Consider the following 17,662-nt stretch of genomic DNA (forward strand, 5'->3'; position numbering starts at 1 on the left):
AGCTGCAGGCAGTTCAGGCCCAGTGCAGCCGCATTGGCACAGCACCCTCCAGGCTCAGCTTCACCGGGCAGGTCTCTCCTGCCCGGTGAAGCACGGCCCGCTGCTCCTCGCTGAGACCCGCCGGCAAGCTGATCCACACCTCCAGCAGGGCAATGCGCCGTGGCGCCTCGGGGGTCATGGTTTTTTCAATCCGAGCGCTGGCCCCCTGCAGCGGCCAGCCGTGGCGCTCAGCAACGATCCCTAGGATCGTCAGGATGCAGGTGCTCAGGGCCGTGGCCACCAGATCGGTGGGCGAGAAACGCTCCCCCTTGCCCTGGTTGTCGATGGGTGCATCGGTCTCGAGCTCGCAGCCCGAAGGACCGTGGCTGGAGTGGCAGCGCAGGGCTCCCTCGTAGCGGCTATCAATCGTGGTCATCGCGGGGCGTAAGCACCACCCCAGTCAAGCGCCGGCGCGGTGATACGGCCCGCCCTGCTGAATCGAGCTGGCCCGGTAAAGCTGCTCCAACAGCAGCAGCCGCGCCAGCTCGTGGGGGAAGGTCATCGGTGAGAGGCTCAGGCGCCAGTGGGCCCGCCCCTTGAGCGCCGGGTCGAGACCATCGGCCCCACCGATCACAAACGCCAGCCGCTCCGAGCCAGAACCTTCAAGCGCCTTGGCGAAGGCCAACGAGTCGTAGCTCTGGCCCTCCTCGCACAGGGCCACCAACTGCTCGCCGCCGCGCAGCTCAGCGGATATGGCCTCCGCCTCGCGGGCCATGCCGCCGTCCCTCAGCTCCACGATCTCCAGGCCCGGGAGCCGCTTGCGATAAGTCTCTACCCCTTCGCCCACCCAGCCCTTGCGCACCTTGCCGACGGCAATGATGCGAATGCGGGCGGGATTGATCACGGGTTACGGCCCACCAACCTCAAGGCTGGGGGCGCTCGATCGCAGGATCCAACTGACCGTTGCCACTAGCCACCAAATCCTCGATCTCGCAAACCGGGAAGCGATTGATCGATTTGAGGGCAGCGCGGGCCTTGCTGCGCAGCTGCTCGCTGATCGCCTCGCAGTAGGGCACCTGGGCCAGCAAATCCACGGTGCGGCGCAGGATCCGCACCACATCACCCTCGTCGAGGGAGGTGTTGGCAATCATGTCGCTCCAGCTGGCACCTTTAGCCCAGGCGTGCACCAGGCCCATCAACTCGGGCTCCCACCAAAGCGGGAAGTTGACCTTGGCGTGCTCCTGCTGACGCTCCAGCTCGCGGCGCAGGCCGCGCAGATCATGCAGGGCCTCCTCCGCGGCCGGTGGTGGCGGGTAGCCGCACCACAGATCGGGCCGGTTGACTTCGGTGGAGATGGCTTCAAACACCGCCGCCAGCTGGGGCGGATCGAGCTCATCGAGGTGGCCGCTCATCAGCGACAGTCCCAGCCACAGCTCGTTGTCGCCGCGGAGGGCGGCCACGGTGCGGCCCACTTCGGTCGGCTCCAGGCCATCAGCTCCAGCCAAAGCACCGAAAAAGCGCAACACCTCAATAAGGGCCAGGAAGGTATCCCAGTGGCGATTAGAGCGGAAGTGCAGCAGCTGCTGGCGCTCCTCGATCTCCAGCTGCAACTCCTCCATGCGGCGGCGGTGCTTCTTGAGCTGGCGGCGGTCGCCCCAGCGGTGGGCCGGATGCAGCTCCAGGCTTTCCTCCAGCTGATGCACCTGCTGGGCCTGGTCCTGCACCTCCCCCGCCAGGTCGTACTGGGGCGTGGCCATGTCGTGGCGACTGGCCATGTGGGCAACGGCAAGGGCCAGGCCACCGCTGGCCTGATCGCCGTGGCGCAACTCGCCGAGCTGGCGCAACTCGGGGGGATCCACCTGGCTCACCTGCAGGCAACTGAGCTCGGCATGGAGACTCACCACCCCGTGGCAGGGCAGCAAGAGCCAAAGGTTCTCGTCGGTGAGGCACTTGAGCAAAGGAAACTGCCCCGGCCCTTTCACCTTCTCCACAATCACCGCCGGCGTTACCCGGCCGCGTAGCTGGGGCGCCTTGAGACTCACCAAAGTACCCTCACTGGCGAATTGCAGCGCCAAGGTGAGCTCATGGGCGACGGTTTCCTCGGCCTGTTGCTGGAGGATCCGCAGGATGCGCCTCTCTTCGCGCAGGTGAGCTCTCTGCTTTTCGTAGTCCTCGAAGTCGTCCCAGGGCACCTCGCCGGAGCCATCCTCCAGGCCTTCGAGCTGCTGCATCAACTGGCCGATGCGGGCCTCGTCCTCGACTAAATCGAGGGTGGCCAGGTAGCGGCCGAAACTGCGTTCAACCAGCTCCTTGGCCTTAGCCAGGTCGTAGCGCTGCAACAGGTTGAGCACCATGCCGTAGCTGGGCATGAACTGGCTGACCAGCGGATCTGCCGGCGCAGTAGCGAGCTGGCCCGCCTCCCGCACGCCTTCAAAGCGGCTCTGCACGGTCACCACGTAACCCTGGGTATCAAGGCCGCGCCGGCCGGCCCGGCCCGCCATCTGCAAAAACTCACTGCCCATCAAAGGGCGGTGACCTCGCTCGGTGCGCTTGCTCAGCGCCGAAATCACCGTGGTGCGCGCCGGCATGTTGATGCCGGCCGCCAGGGTTTCGGTGGCAAACACCACCTTGATCAGCCCCTGCTGGAACAGCTCCTCGATCAGCTCCTTCCAGGCCGGCAGCACGCCGGCATGGTGGGCGGCGATGCCCCGCAGCAGGGCCTCGGCGTGGCCGCCTTCCCGCACCGCCTCGGGGGTAGTTGCCATAAACAAATCAAGGCGGGCCTTGATGCGCGCCTGTTCAGCAGGCGTCACCAGGGCGGCCTTGCCCAGCTCCTTGACGCCCTTATCGCAACCGCGGCGACTGAAGATGAAGTAGATGGCCGGCAGCATGTCGCGCTCCGCCATCTGGGCCACCACAAATCCGAGGGGTGGAGCTTCGGGCTGGGGCGGCTTTGGTGTTTTCGGACCCTTGCGATTACTGCCCTTGGGGGCGCGCCACACCTTGCAGTTGGGATGGAGCCCGGTGCCCTCGTCGTTGAGCAGGGGGTGCAGTCCCTTGGCACTGCAAAAGCTGAAGGCCAGCGGCACCGGCCGGTGATCACTGAGCACCAGCTGGGTTGGCCCATGCACTCTCTCGATCCAGTCGGTGAGCTGGCCGGCATTGGCCACCGTTGCCGAAAGGGCCACCAACTGAATCGGCAGCGGGCAGTGAATGATCGACTCCTCCCAGACGGTGCCGCGCTGGGAATCGTTCATGTAGTGGCACTCATCGAGCACCACCGCCTCCACGCCCTCCAGCGGGTCGTCTCCCGCATCGGCTTCCGCGTAGAGCATGTTGCGGAAGATCTCGGTGGTCATCACCACCACCTGGGCCTCCCGGTTGAGGCTCATATCACCGGTGAGCAGCCCCACCTTGTCGGCACCAAACTGCTCCCGGAAATCGCGCAGTTTCTGATTAGAGAGGGCCTTCAGCGGCGTGGTGTAAAAAACTTTCTGGCCATGGGCCAGAGCTCGGTAGATGGCGTACTCACCCACCAGGGTCTTACCGGAGCCCGTGGGGGCGCTCACCACTACCGAGTGGCCCTGGTTGAGCGCATCGATCGCCTCGAGCTGGAAGTCGTCGAGCGGGAAGGGAAAAATTGCCGCAGGATCCAGCCCATTGGGCGCCGTTTCAGGCACGCTGCTATTTGAGCTGGATCATGAAGCCATCCTATGAGGGAGGAGCCTGTTCCGCCTCGGGCCAGCTTCGGTAGCAACAGGCCGTGGCACAAGCTCGGATTTAGCGTTTGCGCAGCACTGTCCGGTCGTTGACACAACCCGGCACCACCTCTCCCCCCTCAGGGGAAAGAGCCGCCAGCTGGCGGGATGAATTGCGGCGTCAACTTGCAGCCATTCCCCCCCAGCGCCGCCGCGGCCTGCGCAACTTTGCCCCCGCCGCAACCGCCGCCACCCTTGATCTGGCAACTCCCCTTAGCAGGAGTGCCCCCCTGCTGGATCTAGCCAGCAACGACTACCTAGGTCTGAGCCGTCACCCCGAGGTGGTGTCAGCCGCCCAGGCCGCCGCGGCCAGCCAGGGACTGGGAGCGGGAGCCTCGCGGCTGGTGAGCGGCAGTCGGCCGGTGCATGGTGAGCTAGAGGCAGCACTGGCTGCCTGGCTGGGGCGCGAGCAGGTACTGCTTTTCCCCAGCGGCTTTCAGGCAAACCTGGCGGCGGTAGGGGCCCTGGCCGATCGCCACAGCCTGGTGCTGGCCGACCGACTGATCCACCACTCCCTGCTCACCGGGGTGCGCGCCAGCGGTGCCCGGCTGCAACGCTTCGCCCACAACGACCTGGCCCAGCTCGACTCCCAGCTGCAAGCAGCCCGCCGGCGCGCTCCCGGCCAGCGGCTGCTGGTGCTGAGCGAGAGCCTGTTCTCGATGCAGGGCACCAGTGTGGATGTGGCGGTCCTGACGGCCATCTGCGCCAAACACGGCGCCGCCCTGCTGCTCGATGAGGCCCATGCCCTGGGAGTACTCGGCCCCGGCGGACGGGGCTTGGGCCACAACCAGCCCGAAATCGCCCTGATCAGCGGCACCTTCGGCAAGGCTTTTGGTGGCGGCGGGGCCTTTCTGGCCGGCGATGCCCTGGTGGGGGACTGGCTGCTGCAATCCAGCGGGGCCTTCCGGTACACCACGGCCCTAGCCCCACCATTGGCCGCCGGCGCCCTGGCCGCCCTGGCCCTGATTCAGGCCGAACCCCGCAGCGAGGCCCTGCTACAGCGAGCCGCCCGTTGGCGCGCCTGTCTGGAAGCGGCAGGATGGCCGCGGCCGCCAGGCGCCGGGCCGATCCTGCCGCTGCTGGTGGGCGACGATCACCGGGCTCTCGAGCTGCAACAACGCTTAGAAGCGGCCGGCCTATTGAGCGTCGCCATCCGCCCCCCCACCGTGCCTGAAGGCACGGCGCGGCTGCGGCTGGTGCTGCGCCACGACCTACCGGCGGGCACATTGGAGCGATTGCTCACAGCTCTGGGGAGTCCTGCATGCAGCTGATCGCCATGCACGGCTGGGCCGGCGATGCCCAGGGCTGGGAACCATTCCACAGCGCCTGGAGCGCCCGCAGCTGGACGTGGCAGTGCGGCGAACGGGGCTACGGCGGGCAAGCTCCCAGGCCGGTGGCCTGGCAGAGCGGCCAGGGGCTGAAGCTGGTGATCGCCCACTCGCTGGGCCCCCATCTGCTGCCCGCCTCCGTGCTGGCCCAGGCCGATGCGGTGGTGCTGCTCGCCAGCTTCGGAGCATTCCTTCCAGAGGGGGCCAGCGGCCGCCGACTGCGCAGCGCCGTGGCGGCCATGGCAAGCCAGCTGGCCGGCCCGGAAGCCAGCGCCATGCTGCAAACCTTCATGGAGCGCGCCGCAGCACCCCAGCCCTCCAGCCTGTTGCCCCCTGGCATCGCCGCCGCCCCTATTGCTGCCTCCGGCCGCCAGCGGCTGGCGGAAGATCTAGACCTGTTGGCGGCCACGGCGGGGCTACCGCCTGGCTTCCCGCTCCAGGCTCGGGTGTTGATAGTGGAGGGCGGCGAGGATCAGATCGTGAATCCACAAGCCCGCCACCAGCTGCGCAACCTCCTACCTGCCGCCGACAACCTGGTGCTGGCGGGCGTGGGGCATTGCCTGCTCAGCCCGGCCCTCGTGCCCACCGTGTGTGGCTGGATAGAGGGCCTGCCATGAACGCAAATCCAGTGCGCGACACGGTTTTGAGAGACACGCTTTTAAATGACACGCTTCTAAATGACGCAGGATTTAGCGCGCGAGTGAGCAGCCGCTTCGGCCGCCACGCCGCCGGCTATGCCCGCCATGCCCGCCTGCAGCAGGGGGTGGCCTGGCGCCTGGCCCACCTGTGCGCTCCTCTCCACCTTGCCGCCGGCCCCCGGGCCGACCTGGGCGCGGGCTCCGGGCTGGTGGGCCAGGCGCTGCGGGCTCAGGGATGCCAGCAAGCCCTCCTGCAGCTTGATATCTGCCCCGAACTACTGGCCCATAACCCCCAAACCTCTGCCGGCGGCCAGCTCAGCTGGGACCTCAACCTGGGGCTGCCGGAGCAACTGGACCAGGCCTCCCTGCTCACCTCCAGCTTCGCGTTGCAGTGGCTGGAGAATCCCCAAGCCCAAGTACAGCACTGGTGCGAGCAGTTGCGGCCAGGGGGCTGGCTCGGCCTGGCGGTGCCGACAAGCGCCAGTTTCCCCCAGTGGCACCAGGCCGCCGCGGCTGCAGGGGTGCCCTGCACAGCTCTGAGCCTGCCCGACGCCGAAGCCCTGCTGGCGGCGGCCAGCAGGGGCGGCCTGATGGCTCACTACAGCCGCCGGCTGCGCTTCAGCCGCGCCTACGGCAGCGGCCTCGGCTTTCTGCAGCAGCTACAGGGCCTCGGGGCCAGCGCCAGCCGGGCCAGCCGCCTCAGTGCGGCCCAGTTGCGCCGGCTGCTGCACTGCTGGCCAGCAGATGGCTGCGTCAGCTGGGAAGTATTAGTGCTTCTTGGTCAGCGAACCGGCCCATGAGCAGCTGCAGCAACGCCCTGGTGATCTGCGGCACCGACACCGACGTGGGCAAAACCGTGGTGAGCGCCCTTGTGGTCCAGGGGCTCGGGGCCACCTACTGGAAACCGGTACAAAGCGGACTGGAAGGTGGCGGCGACTCGGGCCGCCTGCAGGCCCTGCTGCAGCTGCCAGCGGAGCGGTTGCTGCCGGAGGCCTACCGGCTGCAGACGCCGGTGTCACCCCACTGGGCCGCCGAACTAGAGGGCATCACGATCGACCCGGCCCGACTGGCCCTGCCGGCAGTGGCCGGAGCATTGGTAGTTGAAACCGCCGGTGGGTTGCTGGTACCCCTGCGCCGCGACTGGCTGCAAATCGATCAGCTAGCCGCCTGGGGGCTGCCGGTGCTGCTGGTGGCCCGCAGCGGCCTGGGCACCCTCAACCACACCCTGCTGTCGGTGGAGGCCCTGCGCCAGCGCTCCATTCCCCTGTTGGGCCTGGTGCTGAATGGCCCGCTCCATCCCGACAATCCCGCCACCCTGGCCGCCTTGGCCCAAGCGCCGGTGCTAGCCCAGCTGCCCCCTTTAGAACCGCTCACCGCCTCCGGGCTGGCTGCCCAATGGCAGGCGCAAGACCTGGGCCGTACCCTGACTGCAGCCATGGGCGCAGCCCCCAACCCCCACTGATGAGCAACCCCCGCCGATGAGCAAGCAGCACTGGTTAGTAAGTGGCGTCCTAGTACTGCTTTGCGGCGGCGTGTTGGTGCTGTTCACCGACGTAGAGACCTCCATGGTGCGCTGGGTTAATTGCGGGCCGCTCTCCACCGCTGGGGAGCAGCAGAGCCGCATCTGCCGTTAAGGCCCCGCCAGGATCACCGCCTCGGCATCGGCCCGCGACAAGCCATAGGGAAAGTGACGCACGCACACCTGGCCGTCGCTGTGCCAGCTCACCTTAAGCTCGTCCACCTCCAGCTCAATCTGGGCGCTCCATTCGGGGCGGTGCAGGTCCCAGAGGCAGGGATTGGCGCGCTGCCGCTTGGCACCTAACTGCTCCAGCCAGTGCTCCAGAGCAGGCAGGGGGTGGTGATACAGCGGTGTCTGGGAACTGGGCATCTCGGTCATGAAGCCAACCCTGTCACGTTGGTGGGGGCGCCCTCAGGCCACCAGCTAGGCAATTGCACCAATTGGGCGCCGCGCATCCAGGCGACTCCCACACCCAGAACCAAGCTCAACACCAGGGCAAAACCCAGCAGCAGCAGCGCCAGCCACTCGCCACCAGAAAGATCACGCCGCACCGAAGCAGGCCGAGTAATGATGGTCGGGGGCGGTGCAACGGGGCTGCTGGGCACCGAAGGCGGGCGCAGCTGGTCGTCGTAGCGCTGGCGCAGGGCCGGGTCGCTCAGCACCCCGTAGGCCTGCTGCAGCTGCTGGAAAGCCAATGCAGCCTCCCCAGCCGGCAGCACGGTGGTATCGGGGTGGTAGCGCTTGCTCAGCCCCCGGAACGCTTGGCGTAGCTCCTGCGGCGAGGCGCTCTGCGGCACCTGGAGCAACGAGTAATAGCTGAGTGGGGAGCTGGCCAAGGGCAGGGCGCCGGGAAAACGATCCGGTCTGCGGGATCCTAGAGATCAGAAACCCGTTACCAAGCTGGATGGTTCGCACCCTCACCGGCAATGCCCTCTGGCAGGAGCTCGGCTGGCAGCCCAGCCCAGCCCAAGAACAGTCGCTGGGAGACCTGCAGGAGCAGCTGCGCCAATGGAATAGCAAGCTCAACTTGACCCGGCTGGTGGAGGACGACGACTTCTGGATAGCCCAGGTGTTTGACAGCCTCTGGCCCGTGGTGCCCCTGCTGCAATCGGGGGCAGCCCAGGCACCGCTGCGGCTGATCGATGTGGGCACCGGCGGTGGCTTCCCCGGCCTAGCGCTAGCGATCGCCTTTCCCCAGGCCCAGTTGACCCTGGTGGATTCGGTGGGGCGCAAGGTGGAGGCGGTGCAGGCCATGGCCGCAGCGCTAGGGCTTGGGGAGCGAGTGCAGCTGCGCTGCGAAAGGATCGAGCGCACCGGCCAGCAGCAGGCCTGTCGGGGCCAGTTCGACTGGGCCCTGGCCCGGGCCGTGGCCAGCGCGCCGGTGGTGGCCGAATACCTGGTACCGCTGCTGCAACCCCAGGGGCGAGCCCTGCTTTATCGCGGCCAGTGGTCAGCCGATGACCAACGGGACCTCAACGCCGCCCTTATTCCCCTGAAGGCTGGCATCGACCAGTGCCTGGCCAGGGAATTACCTAGTGGCCGGGGTAGCCGCCACGCCCTGGTGGTTAAACCGCTGGCCCCCTGCCCGCGCACCTATCCCAGGGCCGTGGGGCTGCCGGCTAAGCAGCCCCTGGGCGCGGCAACGTGCGCTTGAGCCGCACCGGCGATGGCACACCAAGGGGAAGAATTTCCTGGCCGTCTAGCTGCTGCTGCAACTCGGGCAACTGCTCATAAGCAACCCAATGGATGCAATCAACGGGACAGGTATCAATCGCCTCCTGTATCAGCTCGGTGGAGTCGCCGTCCTGGCGAATCGCCCGGGAGCGGCCCCAGTGGGGCTCAACCGCAAAGGTGTTGACGGCCACGTGGGCGCAGTAGCGGCAGCCAATGCAGACAGCCTCGTCAACCCATACGGCCTTCTGACCCAAAGCTCCACCCAGCAGTGGTTCGTGACCACTACGCCGTGACTCGGGGGCAAGGGCGGTGGCGGTGAACGCCAGGGAGGGATCAACCATGCCGGGGTGAGCTCCCGGATCTAGGCCCAACGGGTAACCACCAATTCAATGGAGCCGTCTTGCTGCTGGGCTTGCTCGCTCACCTGGAAACCCTCCTCAGCCGTGGCGGCCAGGATGCTGCGCAGGGCATATCGCTGATTGAGCTGGGCCAAGAAGCGCTCCACCGGCACGGCCTGATTCCAGAGGTCGAGATCGGTCACCAGCTCATAGCTACCGGTTTCAGGATTGAGGCGAAAACCGATATCAGCGCCATTGGGCTGGGCCACAGCCAGCTGGGCCTCCACGGTTTGGCCGCGATAACCGCGCACCATCAAACTTCCCTGCCTTGGGCCATGGCCCAGATCCTCGAGAGCCTCGAGCAAGGACTGGCGATCACGGAGCTCGGTCTTGATGGTGCTGAAGTGCGACATCGATCTAGGAAGAGGTAATCGGTTCAGGAGAGGGACTGGACCTGGCTTTGCTGGGCCTGTTGCTCGCAGAGAAAGGCCTCAGCCGTTAACCGGCGCTGCTGCACAACTCCAAGCCTGGCCTCGATGCGCTCAGTGAGCTGCTCGCACGCCATGCCATTCAGCCCTTCCACCAGCTCATCGACGCGCCCATCGGGATGGATTCGATAACGGATGGTGAGCTGTTCCATCTCACGCTGGAAAGGTTTGAAGATGTTAACCAGGAAATCCTGCTCCCGTTCAGCTGAGCAACCCCTCCTCCACCAGGGTCTGCAGACGCTCCAACACCTCCGGCTGCTCGAGCTGCTCAAGGGCCAGCCGGGCCTCATCGCGCACACCCGATTCGAAATCGTTGAGCATTGAATGCAAAAGGGACTCAACCACCAGCTGCTGCCGGGGCTCCACCAGCTCGCCGTAGAGGCGACCGAGGGCCCAGGCGCTGTTGCTGCGCACCGCCGGCTCACTGTCGATGCGCATGCTGAGCAACAGCTGGGCCGCAGCTGGATCGGCCTTTGCCGGCCCGGTGCAGCCCGCCTCAGCCAGGGAGCTGGCAGCCCAGAGGCGCACCGCGGAGATATCCACCTGCAGGGAGCGGATTAGGGGATTAAGGATGGGAGCGTCGGGGTAGTTGCCCAGGCTCCAGGCCACGGCCTTGCGCACGTAGCCGTTGTCATCTGAGACCAGCAGGCCCAGCAGGGGCTCAACCGCCTGGGGGCTGGGGTTGCGGCCCAAGGCGTAGACCGCGCTCATCCGCAGGATCGGGCAGCTCTCCGTCAGCAGCGGCAGCAACAGGGGCAGGGCCCGGGGATCACGGTGTTCACAAAAAATGCGCAAACCCTGCATGCACCGCTCCTGGCTGTCTGCCCCTGCATCGCCCCGCAACAACGCCAAGCCCAGATCGCACTCGGCCGCCACATCACTGGCCGTTGGATCACTGTTATCAAGATCGTCGAGCGGATCACCGCGCAGCTCTTCTGCCAGCTCCTGAGCCAGCATCTCGGGGTCGAGGTACAGCTCTTGGGGACTGCCACCGAAGGGACTATCCCCACCGGACGGCTGATCGGACTGGGGAGAAACGCTCACAACGTTGACTCAGCCAATCGGGGCGGGGGCCGCCATGTCACCTGGCAACCAGATGCGGGCGCTCACGGCAAACAGGGCCAGACCAAACAACACCACAATCGCGGCCGGCAGCAGGGTGGAGCGAAAAAATTGCACAGCCGAGGCGTTTGCGAGTGCTGGCTTCCATCATCGCCCCTAGGGTTCGCCGAATAACGCCTATGTGATGGCAGATAAGAGTTCCGGCAGCTGGCGGCGTCTAACAGCTGTGACCGCCGAGGGAGTAGCCAGCGGCACCCCGCTGATGGTGGGCAGCAAGTTGCTGCAGGGCTGGCTCACCGCTAGCGGAGTTCCTCTTGCCCTCATCGGCCTGATCCCGCTAGCTGAGCTGCCTTACACCCTCAAGCTTTTCTGGGCGCCACTTTTAGACCGCTGGCCGATCGCCTGGCCCGATCGCCGCCGCGGCTGGCTGCTGCTGATGCAGCTAATCCTGGTGCCAGTGATTGCGGCGATGGCCCTGCTGCAACCCAGCACTAATCCAGCCAGCCTCACCGCCATCGGCATCGCGGCCCTGGTGCTGGCCGTCTGCAGTGCCACCCAGGACATCGCTGTCGACGCCTACCGCACCGACCTCCTGCCCGAGGCGGAGCGGGGGCCAGGTGCTGCCGGAGCCACCCTCGGCTACCGGGCCGCCATGCTCGCGGTGGGTGCCGGTGGCTTCCTGCTGGCTGATCGCTTTGGCTGGCCTGCCGCCTTCCTTGCTGCGGCAGCTCTGCTGGCGGCCGTAGTGCCCTTCACCATCTGGGCCCCGGCCCTGCAACCGGTGCAACACCCGGTCACGAGCCTGCGGCAGGCGGTGCTTGGTCCAACGCGGGAGTTCCTGTTCCGGGCGGGACCAAACCGGGCCTGGCAGTTGCTGCTGCTGGTGCTGCTCTACCGCTGGCCCGATGGCCTACTGAACGCCATGGCCATCCCCTTCCTGAAATTGCAGGGGTTCAGCGATGCCCAGATCGGCTTGGTGCAGGGGGGCTGGGCGATTGCCGCCACCATGGCCGGCACCGTAATTGGCGGCGTGCTGTTTGCCCGGATCGGCATGAACCGCTCCCTGTGGCTGTTCGCAATCGCCGGCGTTTGCGGCAACCTCACCTATTGGGCCTTGGCCCAGTTCAATTGGGGCTTCGGCGGGCTTATCGCCGCCGTGAGCCTGGAGAACCTGAGCGGAGGCATGGTGGGCGCGGTGTTTGTGGCGCTGCTGATGAGCCTCTGCAACCCGCGCTTTTCGGCCACCCAGTACGCCCTACTTTCCGGCATCTACGCACTGAGCCGCTCGCTGCTGTCGGCCCCGGCCGGCGTGGTGGCGGGCAACGTGGGCTGGCCCATGTTTTTCCTGGCTACGGCCGCTGCCGCCATACCCGCTTTTCTGCTGATGCTGCAGCTCACCCCCTGGGGGGAAAAGGAGGCACGCGGCGCCTTCGATCCCAGCCGCGACGCCACCTGATCAAGCTCCAGCTCACGCCGGCTCCAGGCTGCCCTCGAGCCGGCGACGTAGTTGGCCGCAAGCTGCATCGGCATCGAGGCCGCGGCTAGCCCGCACACTGACAGCCACGTGGCGATCGATCAGGGCCTGTCGAAACGCTTCCACTGCGCCAGGCGCCGGACGCTGGAATTCCTCCTCGGCAATTGGGTTGTAAGGGATCAGATTCACATGACTCTGGAAGCCACGCAGGAGCCGCGAAAGGGCCTCCGCATGGCGGGGCTGGTCGTTTAGCCCACCCAGCAGGATGTATTCAAAACTCACCCGCCGGCCTGTGAGCTCAACGTAGTGGCGGCAATCGGCCAGCAACGCCTCCAGGGGATAGGCATGGGCCGTGGGGATCAGCTCCTCCCGCAGCTTCTGGTCAGGGGCATGCAGGCTCACCGCCAAGGTGAACTGGGCCCGACCCAGCCGCTCTAGGGCCTGCTCCGCCAAGGTGGGCAGGCTTTTGGGCACCCCCACGGTGCTCACGGTGATCTGGCGCTGGGCCATACCGAGATCGGTGCAGAGGCAATCGATCGCTGCCAGCACCGCCTCGCTGTTGAGGAGGGGCTCACCCATACCCATAAACACCACGTGGCTGGGGCGCTGGTCCATCACCTCACGCACGCTCAGCACCTGATCAACGATCTCGTGCACCGCCAGGGAGCGCTGCAGCCCCCCTTTGCCGGTGGCGCAAAAACGACAGGCCATCGGGCAGCCCACCTGGCTGCTCACACACACCGTGAGCCTGCCTTCGGCGGGGATGCCCACGGTCTCGAGGCTGAGGCCGTCGTGAGTACCCAGCAATAGTTTTGTGGTGCCATCGCGGGCGACGCTGCGGTGCAGCTCCCGCGAGCGACCAATCCAGTCGGAGGAACCACGGGGGGGCTGGCCGGCCAGCTGGTCCCGGAAAGCCTTTGGCAGCACCGTTACCTGGTCGAGGCTGCGGGCTCCCTTGGCGTAAAGCCAATCGTGCAGCTGACGGCCGCGGAAGGCGGCTTGACCATGGCCAACAGCCCACTGCTCCAGGGCCGGCAAACCCATCCCCAGCAGGGGAGTGGCTAGCGGCGCAGCGGGCGATGTGCTCAAGGCCAGATCAGCAAGCCGTGGCCCAGCTTCCACTCCGCCACCAGCAGGGCAATAAAACCGAGCATGGCCATGCGGCCATTGAGCAGCTCGGTGTGGGTGTGGAAGCCAAATCGGGGCAACCGGCGCTGGGGCACCGGCGTATTCAGGCTGGTGCGGGCGGAATCACTCATCGGTGAGCAGACCCTCTTCCTGTAGGCCCTCGAGGGCAGCGGGATCAGCGATCAGCTCCTCCTCCAGACCCTCCTCAACGGATGGCCTGGTAAAAGCTGCCGTGCCGCTGGCGCTGGCTTCGATGCCATGGCGGCTGCGAGTTGCCTCAAGATCCGCATCGGAGGGATCATCCAGCACGGCCATCGACGCCGCCGGGGCAGGCATCTCGACTGTGTAATCGGGACGCAGGTTCTGCATACGGCGATAGCCCATGGCCTCCTCTTCGAGGATGTCGGGATGGGGGCCCGCCTCTGCCCGCAGCTCCTCTTCGAAGCCGCTGAAGCCAGTACCAGCAGGGATCAGGCGGCCGATGATCACGTTCTCCTTGAGACCGCGCAGCCAGTCGCTCTTGCCTTCAATCGCCGCCTCAGTCAGCACCCGGGTGGTCTCCTGGAAGGAGGCAGCCGAGATGAAGCTGTCGGTGTTGAGCGAAGCCTTGGTGATACCAAGCAGCACCGGTGTGAACTCGGCGGGTGCGCCACCGGTGATTGCCATGGCGCTATTGACCTGTTCCACTTGACGCAGCTCGATTAGCTCACCGGGCAGCAGGGTGGTGTCCCCGGCATCCTCGATGCGCACCTTGCTGGTCATCTGGCGCACAATCACTTCGATGTGCTTGTCGCTAATCGCAACTCCCTGGCTCTTGTAGACGTTCTGCACCTCCGTGACCATCCGGAACTGCAACTTGGAGATCGCCTCCTGGGCCGCGTCCATGGTGGGCTTGCGGCTGCGCAGATCTTCGAAGAAGCAATCCAGCAACTCGTGGGGATTGATCGGGCCGTCGGTGAGCGATTCACCAGCGTGCACCTGCTGGCTATCACTCACCATCACGTTGCGACCCAACAGGATTGGGTACTCGGTGATGGCATCGTCGTGCTCGATAACCGAAACGGTTATCGAGTCATCGTCATCACCCTGCTTAATCTGCACGGTGCCACTCTTGCGGCAGAGAATTGTGGATTCCCGCGGACGGCGGGCCTCCAGCAGCTCCTCGATACGGGGCAGACCCTGCACGATGTCGCCTGTCTTTTGACGTTCGAACACCAGCAGGGCCAGGGCGTCACCGCGCTGCACCAACTCGCCATCACGCACGTGCAGCACGGAGTCGGGCGAAACCATGTAGGGGCGACCGAGGCGAATCGTGAGGGTGCTGCCGTTGATGGCCTCCACCTGACCGCAGCAAGGGGCTTCGACCCCTTCCGCCAGCCGGTCCCCGTCGACGATGCGCTGCTCAACCCCAACCTCACACTTGGCCGAACCAAGCTCGATGTTGCGGGTGTCGCCATCGCGCTCCACGATCAAACGGCGAATCGGCTCGCCATCGACCAGATCAGGCAGCTGAACCACTCCATCCTCCTTGCAGAGGATTTGGGTGGTGGCTACCACATCGCCGCGCTTCACAGCAATGCCGTCTTCCACCTGAAGATCGGTGTGGGTGGAGCCGTGGCTGGCGTCGGAGAGGGTGTCGCGACGCACAAGCAGGGTTTCCAAAATCGTGAGCTGCAGGCGCTCGATCGTCTTAGCCCGCTTATCAGACACCGCTTCCACATCCACCGTCATCTGGGGAGTGGTGTCGATGGTTTCCAGGATCAGCTGGGTGCGCAGCAGCTCCACTCCATCAACGCTCTTGATCAGCTCGCCGTCCTTAAAGGCCAGGCGTTGGGTGGCCTTGAGATTCAAAGAGGGGCCGCCAGACTGCTTAACCGCGCCCAATTCGGGCAGGTGGGCAGCATCTGGGATGGCGTACTCCTCAACCGGACGCAGCAGAAGGGCCCCACCGTCAGGGGTTTCAACTGACTCAACAAACAGAATCGCCTCTGCCTTAAGACCCTTGGCGATCTCCTCGCCAGGGGTAACCATCTTGCCGTCAGCAAATTTGCTGATGGTTTTACTATCGGAAACCAGGTGCAGAGTGCCTGAGCGCACAATGATTTCCCGAAGAATGTCGTTCTTCTGGGTCACCGTGACGATGCCTGCAGTCTGGCTGAAGATGTCCTTCACCACCTCGGTGCCGGCCTCAATCCACTGGCCGTCCTCAATCATCAACAGGGAGATGTCCTTGTTGATCTCATGGGTTTCCTGGGGGATCCACAGCAGGGTGCCGCCCTTACTCACCTCGTAGCCGTTCTTGGCGCTACGGGCTTTCTTGATCGAAAGGCCAGGGGCAAACTTGACGGTGCCTCCGGTCTGGGTGCGAAAGCGGTCGTCGGCGAGCTCCGCGATCACCTCACCGTTAGCGATCTTGCTGCCCGGGGCGGTATTGAGGCGGTAGCGGATGTTGTCCTTGCCCTCGAGGTGCCAGATCTCACCGGAGTGGGTGGATTCACCAACCAACTTGCAGTCTTTGAGGGTGAGACTGGAGGTAACAATCTGTACCTCGCGGGAGTCACCGGCGCTGTCGCGCAGGCGCACGGCGCCGCCGTACTCGCTAACTAGGCGGCTTTCGGCCAGCACTTCCCCGGTTGTTACGGGCTTGTTGCCGCCCACCACGGGCAGGGCATTGGGGGGCAGGTTGTAAACGTCTCCGCTGAACACCCACATCCGGCCCAGGCGCTGGGCCTTGAGGGTGATGTTGCCCTGGCGGTCGGTGACCTCCTTGGGCTGGATCGCATCCTCGTAACGCACCTGACCGGCCAGGTCGCAGATCACGTCCTTGGTGGCCTTCTCAATGCTCTTTTTAACCGCCACGCCAGCAGCGATCTGGGCCAGGATCGTGTCCCCGGGCACGGTGTCGCCATCAGCGACAAACAGGATCGAGCCGCTAATAATATCGAGCTTTTGCAGCTTGCCTTTACCCGTGGGCTTAACGCTGAGGGTGAAGTCTGTTTCGGCTAGCTGGGCCTCCACACCGTGGGGGGTGCGGAAGGGGCGCACCCGAGCCTTGGGCCCGAATTCGACCGTGCCATCTACTAAAGAGCGCACCACGCCGGATTCGGCCGTGGACACACCACCGGTGTGGAAGGTCCGCATCGTCAGCTGGGTGCCGGGTTCACCGATCGACTGGGCAGCGACGATGCCGACGGCTTCGCCCAGATCAACCAACTGGTTGTGGGCTAGGGCCCAGCCATAGCACTTACGGCACACCGAACGAGAGGCCTCACAGGTAAGCGGCGAACGCACCTTCACCGTTTTCACACCACCTGCCTCGATCCGGCGCGCCAGGATCGGATCGATCTCACCGTCGCGATCAACAATGATTTCGCCGTCTTCTGCCACCACGGGCTCGGCTGCTAAGCGGCCGATCAACCTGGAACCAAACCTGCCTTTCTCATCAGCATCGATCGGAATGCTGCGGGTTGTACCGCAGTCGTCTTCCCGCACGATCACGTCCTGGGCTACGTCTACCAAGCGACGGGTGAGGTAGCCGGAGTCTGCTGTACGCAGGGCGGTGTCCACCAAACCCTTGCGGGCGCCGTAGGAGGAGATCACGTATTCGGTGACCGTCAGACCCTCACGGAAGTTGGTGCGAATCGGCAAGTCAATGATTTCCCCCTGGGGGTTGGCCATCAAGCCGCGCATGCCCACTAGCTGACGCACCTGGGACATATTGCCCCGGGCGCCGGAGTTGGCCATCATCCAAACCGAGTTGAGTGGATCGTTCTCGTTGAAGTTGCGGCGAACCGCAGCCACGAGCCGTTCGTTGGTTTCGGTCCAGGTGTCGATCACCTTGGTGTGACGTTCAACCTCGGTGATCTCACCAAGTCGGTAGCGCTCTTCGGTTTCAGTGATCTGCTCCTCGGCTTCAGCCAGCAGGGCAGCTTTGTCACCAGGAATGCGCAGGTCGTCGACGGAGATCGAAACGGCGGCCTGGGTGGCGTAGTGGAAGCCGAGATCCTTGAGCTCATCAGCCAGTGAGGCCGTAGCAGCCGTGCCGTGGTGCTTGTAGGCCCAAGCGACCAGATTGCGCAGCGCCTTCTTGTCGATGATGCGGTTGCGGAAGGGTGGCGCCTGCTTGCTAAGCGCCTTGCTCGCCTTTAAAGCTGCAGCAGCAGCAATTTCGAGAGCGGCTGCCTCAGCGGCCTTCTTGGCGCTCTTCTTGGTGGTTTTCTTAGCGGGTGTGGCTGTCATGGCTGCGCGCAGTTGATAGTCGTAAGAGGAAGGAAAA

20 protein-coding genes are annotated in these 17,662 nt (G+C 65.2%); 7 read left to right on the plus strand and 13 right to left on the minus strand.

The window, feature by feature from the left end; all coding sequences use genetic code 11:
* Window positions 1-13 precede the first annotated feature (13 nt).
* The 3 genes from C7K55_RS05180 to C7K55_RS05190 are packed head-to-tail and all read right to left on the minus strand — an operon-like array spanning window position 14 to window position 3,659.
* Window positions 14-415, minus strand: coding sequence for an OsmC family protein (locus C7K55_RS05180; RefSeq protein WP_106502350.1), 402 nt, complete (start codon window positions 413-415; stop codon window positions 14-16).
* Window positions 416-439: 24 nt separating this feature from the next.
* Entirely contained in the window at window positions 440-880 is a 441-nt protein-coding gene (locus C7K55_RS05185) for a 23S rRNA (pseudouridine(1915)-N(3))-methyltransferase RlmH (RefSeq protein WP_106502397.1), read from the minus strand.
* A 22-nt stretch (window positions 881-902) separates the two neighbouring features.
* Entirely contained in the window at window positions 903-3,659 is a 2,757-nt protein-coding gene (locus C7K55_RS05190; RefSeq protein WP_106502351.1) for a DEAD/DEAH box helicase, read from the minus strand.
* 191 nt (window positions 3,660-3,850) lie between these two features.
* On the opposite strand from C7K55_RS05190, the gene C7K55_RS05195 reads away from it, so the two are divergent.
* Genes C7K55_RS05195 through C7K55_RS13700 form a run of 5 tightly spaced genes read left to right on the plus strand, consistent with a single transcriptional unit; the run spans window position 3,851 to window position 7,337 of the window.
* The gene (locus C7K55_RS05195) at window positions 3,851-5,008 is read left to right on the plus strand and encodes an aminotransferase class I/II-fold pyridoxal phosphate-dependent enzyme (protein WP_396094818.1); all 1,158 of its coding nucleotides are present in this window, start codon (window positions 3,851-3,853) and stop codon (window positions 5,006-5,008) included.
* Window positions 4,999-5,682 (plus strand): alpha/beta fold hydrolase, encoded by a 684-nt coding sequence (locus C7K55_RS05200; protein ID WP_106502352.1) that lies wholly within the window; start codon window positions 4,999-5,001, stop codon window positions 5,680-5,682. Before C7K55_RS05195 ends, C7K55_RS05200 begins: the two co-directional genes overlap by 10 nt.
* On the plus strand, window positions 5,679-6,503 hold the full coding sequence (locus tag C7K55_RS05205; protein WP_117434958.1) for a methyltransferase domain-containing protein: 825 nt from the start codon (window positions 5,679-5,681) through the stop codon (window positions 6,501-6,503). Before C7K55_RS05200 ends, C7K55_RS05205 begins: the two co-directional genes overlap by 4 nt.
* Window positions 6,500-7,165: a dethiobiotin synthase gene (gene bioD, locus C7K55_RS05210; RefSeq protein ID WP_106502353.1), complete on the plus strand. Its 666-nt coding sequence runs from the start codon at window positions 6,500-6,502 to the stop codon at window positions 7,163-7,165. Before C7K55_RS05205 ends, bioD begins: the two co-directional genes overlap by 4 nt.
* Before the next feature lie 16 nt (window positions 7,166-7,181).
* Entirely contained in the window at window positions 7,182-7,337 is a 156-nt protein-coding gene (locus tag C7K55_RS13700) for a hypothetical protein (RefSeq protein WP_193486158.1), read from the plus strand.
* Here the strand turns inward: C7K55_RS13700 and C7K55_RS05215 are convergent.
* Together C7K55_RS05215 and C7K55_RS05220 are read right to left on the minus strand one after the other, a co-directional pair.
* The gene (locus C7K55_RS05215) at window positions 7,334-7,600 is read right to left on the minus strand and encodes a DUF3143 domain-containing protein (RefSeq protein ID WP_106502354.1); all 267 of its coding nucleotides are present in this window, start codon (window positions 7,598-7,600) and stop codon (window positions 7,334-7,336) included. The genes C7K55_RS13700 and C7K55_RS05215 overlap by 4 nt on opposite strands.
* A complete protein-coding gene (locus tag C7K55_RS05220; protein WP_241518186.1) occupies window positions 7,597-8,058 on the minus strand; it encodes a J domain-containing protein in 462 nt (153 codons plus the stop codon). Before C7K55_RS05220 ends, C7K55_RS05215 begins: the two co-directional genes overlap by 4 nt.
* Before the next feature lie 68 nt (window positions 8,059-8,126).
* Here C7K55_RS05220 and rsmG point away from each other — a divergent pair, with 68 nt between their 5' ends.
* Window positions 8,127-8,876, plus strand: coding sequence for a 16S rRNA (guanine(527)-N(7))-methyltransferase RsmG (gene rsmG, locus C7K55_RS05225; protein ID WP_106502356.1), 750 nt, complete (start codon window positions 8,127-8,129; stop codon window positions 8,874-8,876).
* Here rsmG and C7K55_RS05230 read toward each other — a convergent pair.
* The 5 genes from C7K55_RS05230 to C7K55_RS14130 form a co-directional block, all read right to left on the minus strand.
* Window positions 8,842-9,237 carry a ferredoxin gene (locus C7K55_RS05230; protein WP_106502400.1) on the minus strand — a complete coding sequence of 132 codons (396 nt, stop codon included), beginning with the start codon at window positions 9,235-9,237 and terminating at the stop codon, window positions 8,842-8,844. The genes rsmG and C7K55_RS05230 overlap by 35 nt on opposite strands.
* Before the next feature lie 20 nt (window positions 9,238-9,257).
* Window positions 9,258-9,647 (minus strand): DUF1257 domain-containing protein, encoded by a 390-nt coding sequence (locus tag C7K55_RS05235; protein WP_106502357.1) that lies wholly within the window; start codon window positions 9,645-9,647, stop codon window positions 9,258-9,260.
* A 23-nt stretch (window positions 9,648-9,670) separates the two neighbouring features.
* A complete protein-coding gene (locus C7K55_RS05240; RefSeq protein WP_106502358.1) occupies window positions 9,671-9,874 on the minus strand; it encodes a DUF2997 domain-containing protein in 204 nt (67 codons plus the stop codon).
* Window positions 9,875-9,923: 49 nt separating this feature from the next.
* Window positions 9,924-10,679 (minus strand): HEAT repeat domain-containing protein, encoded by a 756-nt coding sequence (locus tag C7K55_RS05245; protein WP_106502401.1) that lies wholly within the window; start codon window positions 10,677-10,679, stop codon window positions 9,924-9,926.
* Window positions 10,680-10,775: 96 nt separating this feature from the next.
* Window positions 10,776-10,901: a hypothetical protein gene (locus tag C7K55_RS14130; protein ID WP_254931229.1), complete on the minus strand. Its 126-nt coding sequence runs from the start codon at window positions 10,899-10,901 to the stop codon at window positions 10,776-10,778.
* 67 nt (window positions 10,902-10,968) lie between these two features.
* Here C7K55_RS14130 and C7K55_RS05250 point away from each other — a divergent pair, with 67 nt between their 5' ends.
* On the plus strand, window positions 10,969-12,240 hold the full coding sequence (locus tag C7K55_RS05250) for an AmpG family muropeptide MFS transporter (RefSeq protein WP_106502359.1): 1,272 nt from the start codon (window positions 10,969-10,971) through the stop codon (window positions 12,238-12,240).
* Between the two features lie 12 nt (window positions 12,241-12,252).
* Here the strand turns inward: C7K55_RS05250 and rlmN are convergent, their stop codons facing one another.
* From rlmN to C7K55_RS05265, 3 genes are read right to left on the minus strand one after another with little or no spacing between them, the layout of a single operon-like run.
* Window positions 12,253-13,302 carry a dual-specificity RNA methyltransferase RlmN gene (gene rlmN / locus C7K55_RS05255; protein ID WP_106502360.1) on the minus strand — a complete coding sequence of 350 codons (1,050 nt, stop codon included), beginning with the start codon at window positions 13,300-13,302 and terminating at the stop codon, window positions 12,253-12,255.
* A gap of 41 nt (window positions 13,303-13,343) precedes the next feature.
* Complete coding sequence (locus C7K55_RS05260; protein WP_106502361.1) at window positions 13,344-13,517, minus strand: chlorophyll a-b binding domain-containing protein; 174 nt, start codon at window positions 13,515-13,517, stop codon at window positions 13,344-13,346.
* On the minus strand, window positions 13,510-17,625 hold the full coding sequence (locus C7K55_RS05265; protein ID WP_106502362.1) for a DNA-directed RNA polymerase subunit beta': 4,116 nt from the start codon (window positions 17,623-17,625) through the stop codon (window positions 13,510-13,512). The genes C7K55_RS05260 and C7K55_RS05265 overlap by 8 nt, the downstream gene beginning before the upstream one ends.
* Between the last annotated feature and the right edge of the window lie 37 nt (window positions 17,626-17,662).

It is taken from the genome of Cyanobium usitatum str. Tous, assembly GCF_003011885.1.
GTDB classification, from domain to species: Bacteria; Cyanobacteriota; Cyanobacteriia; order PCC-6307; family Cyanobiaceae; genus Cyanobium_A; species Cyanobium_A usitatum.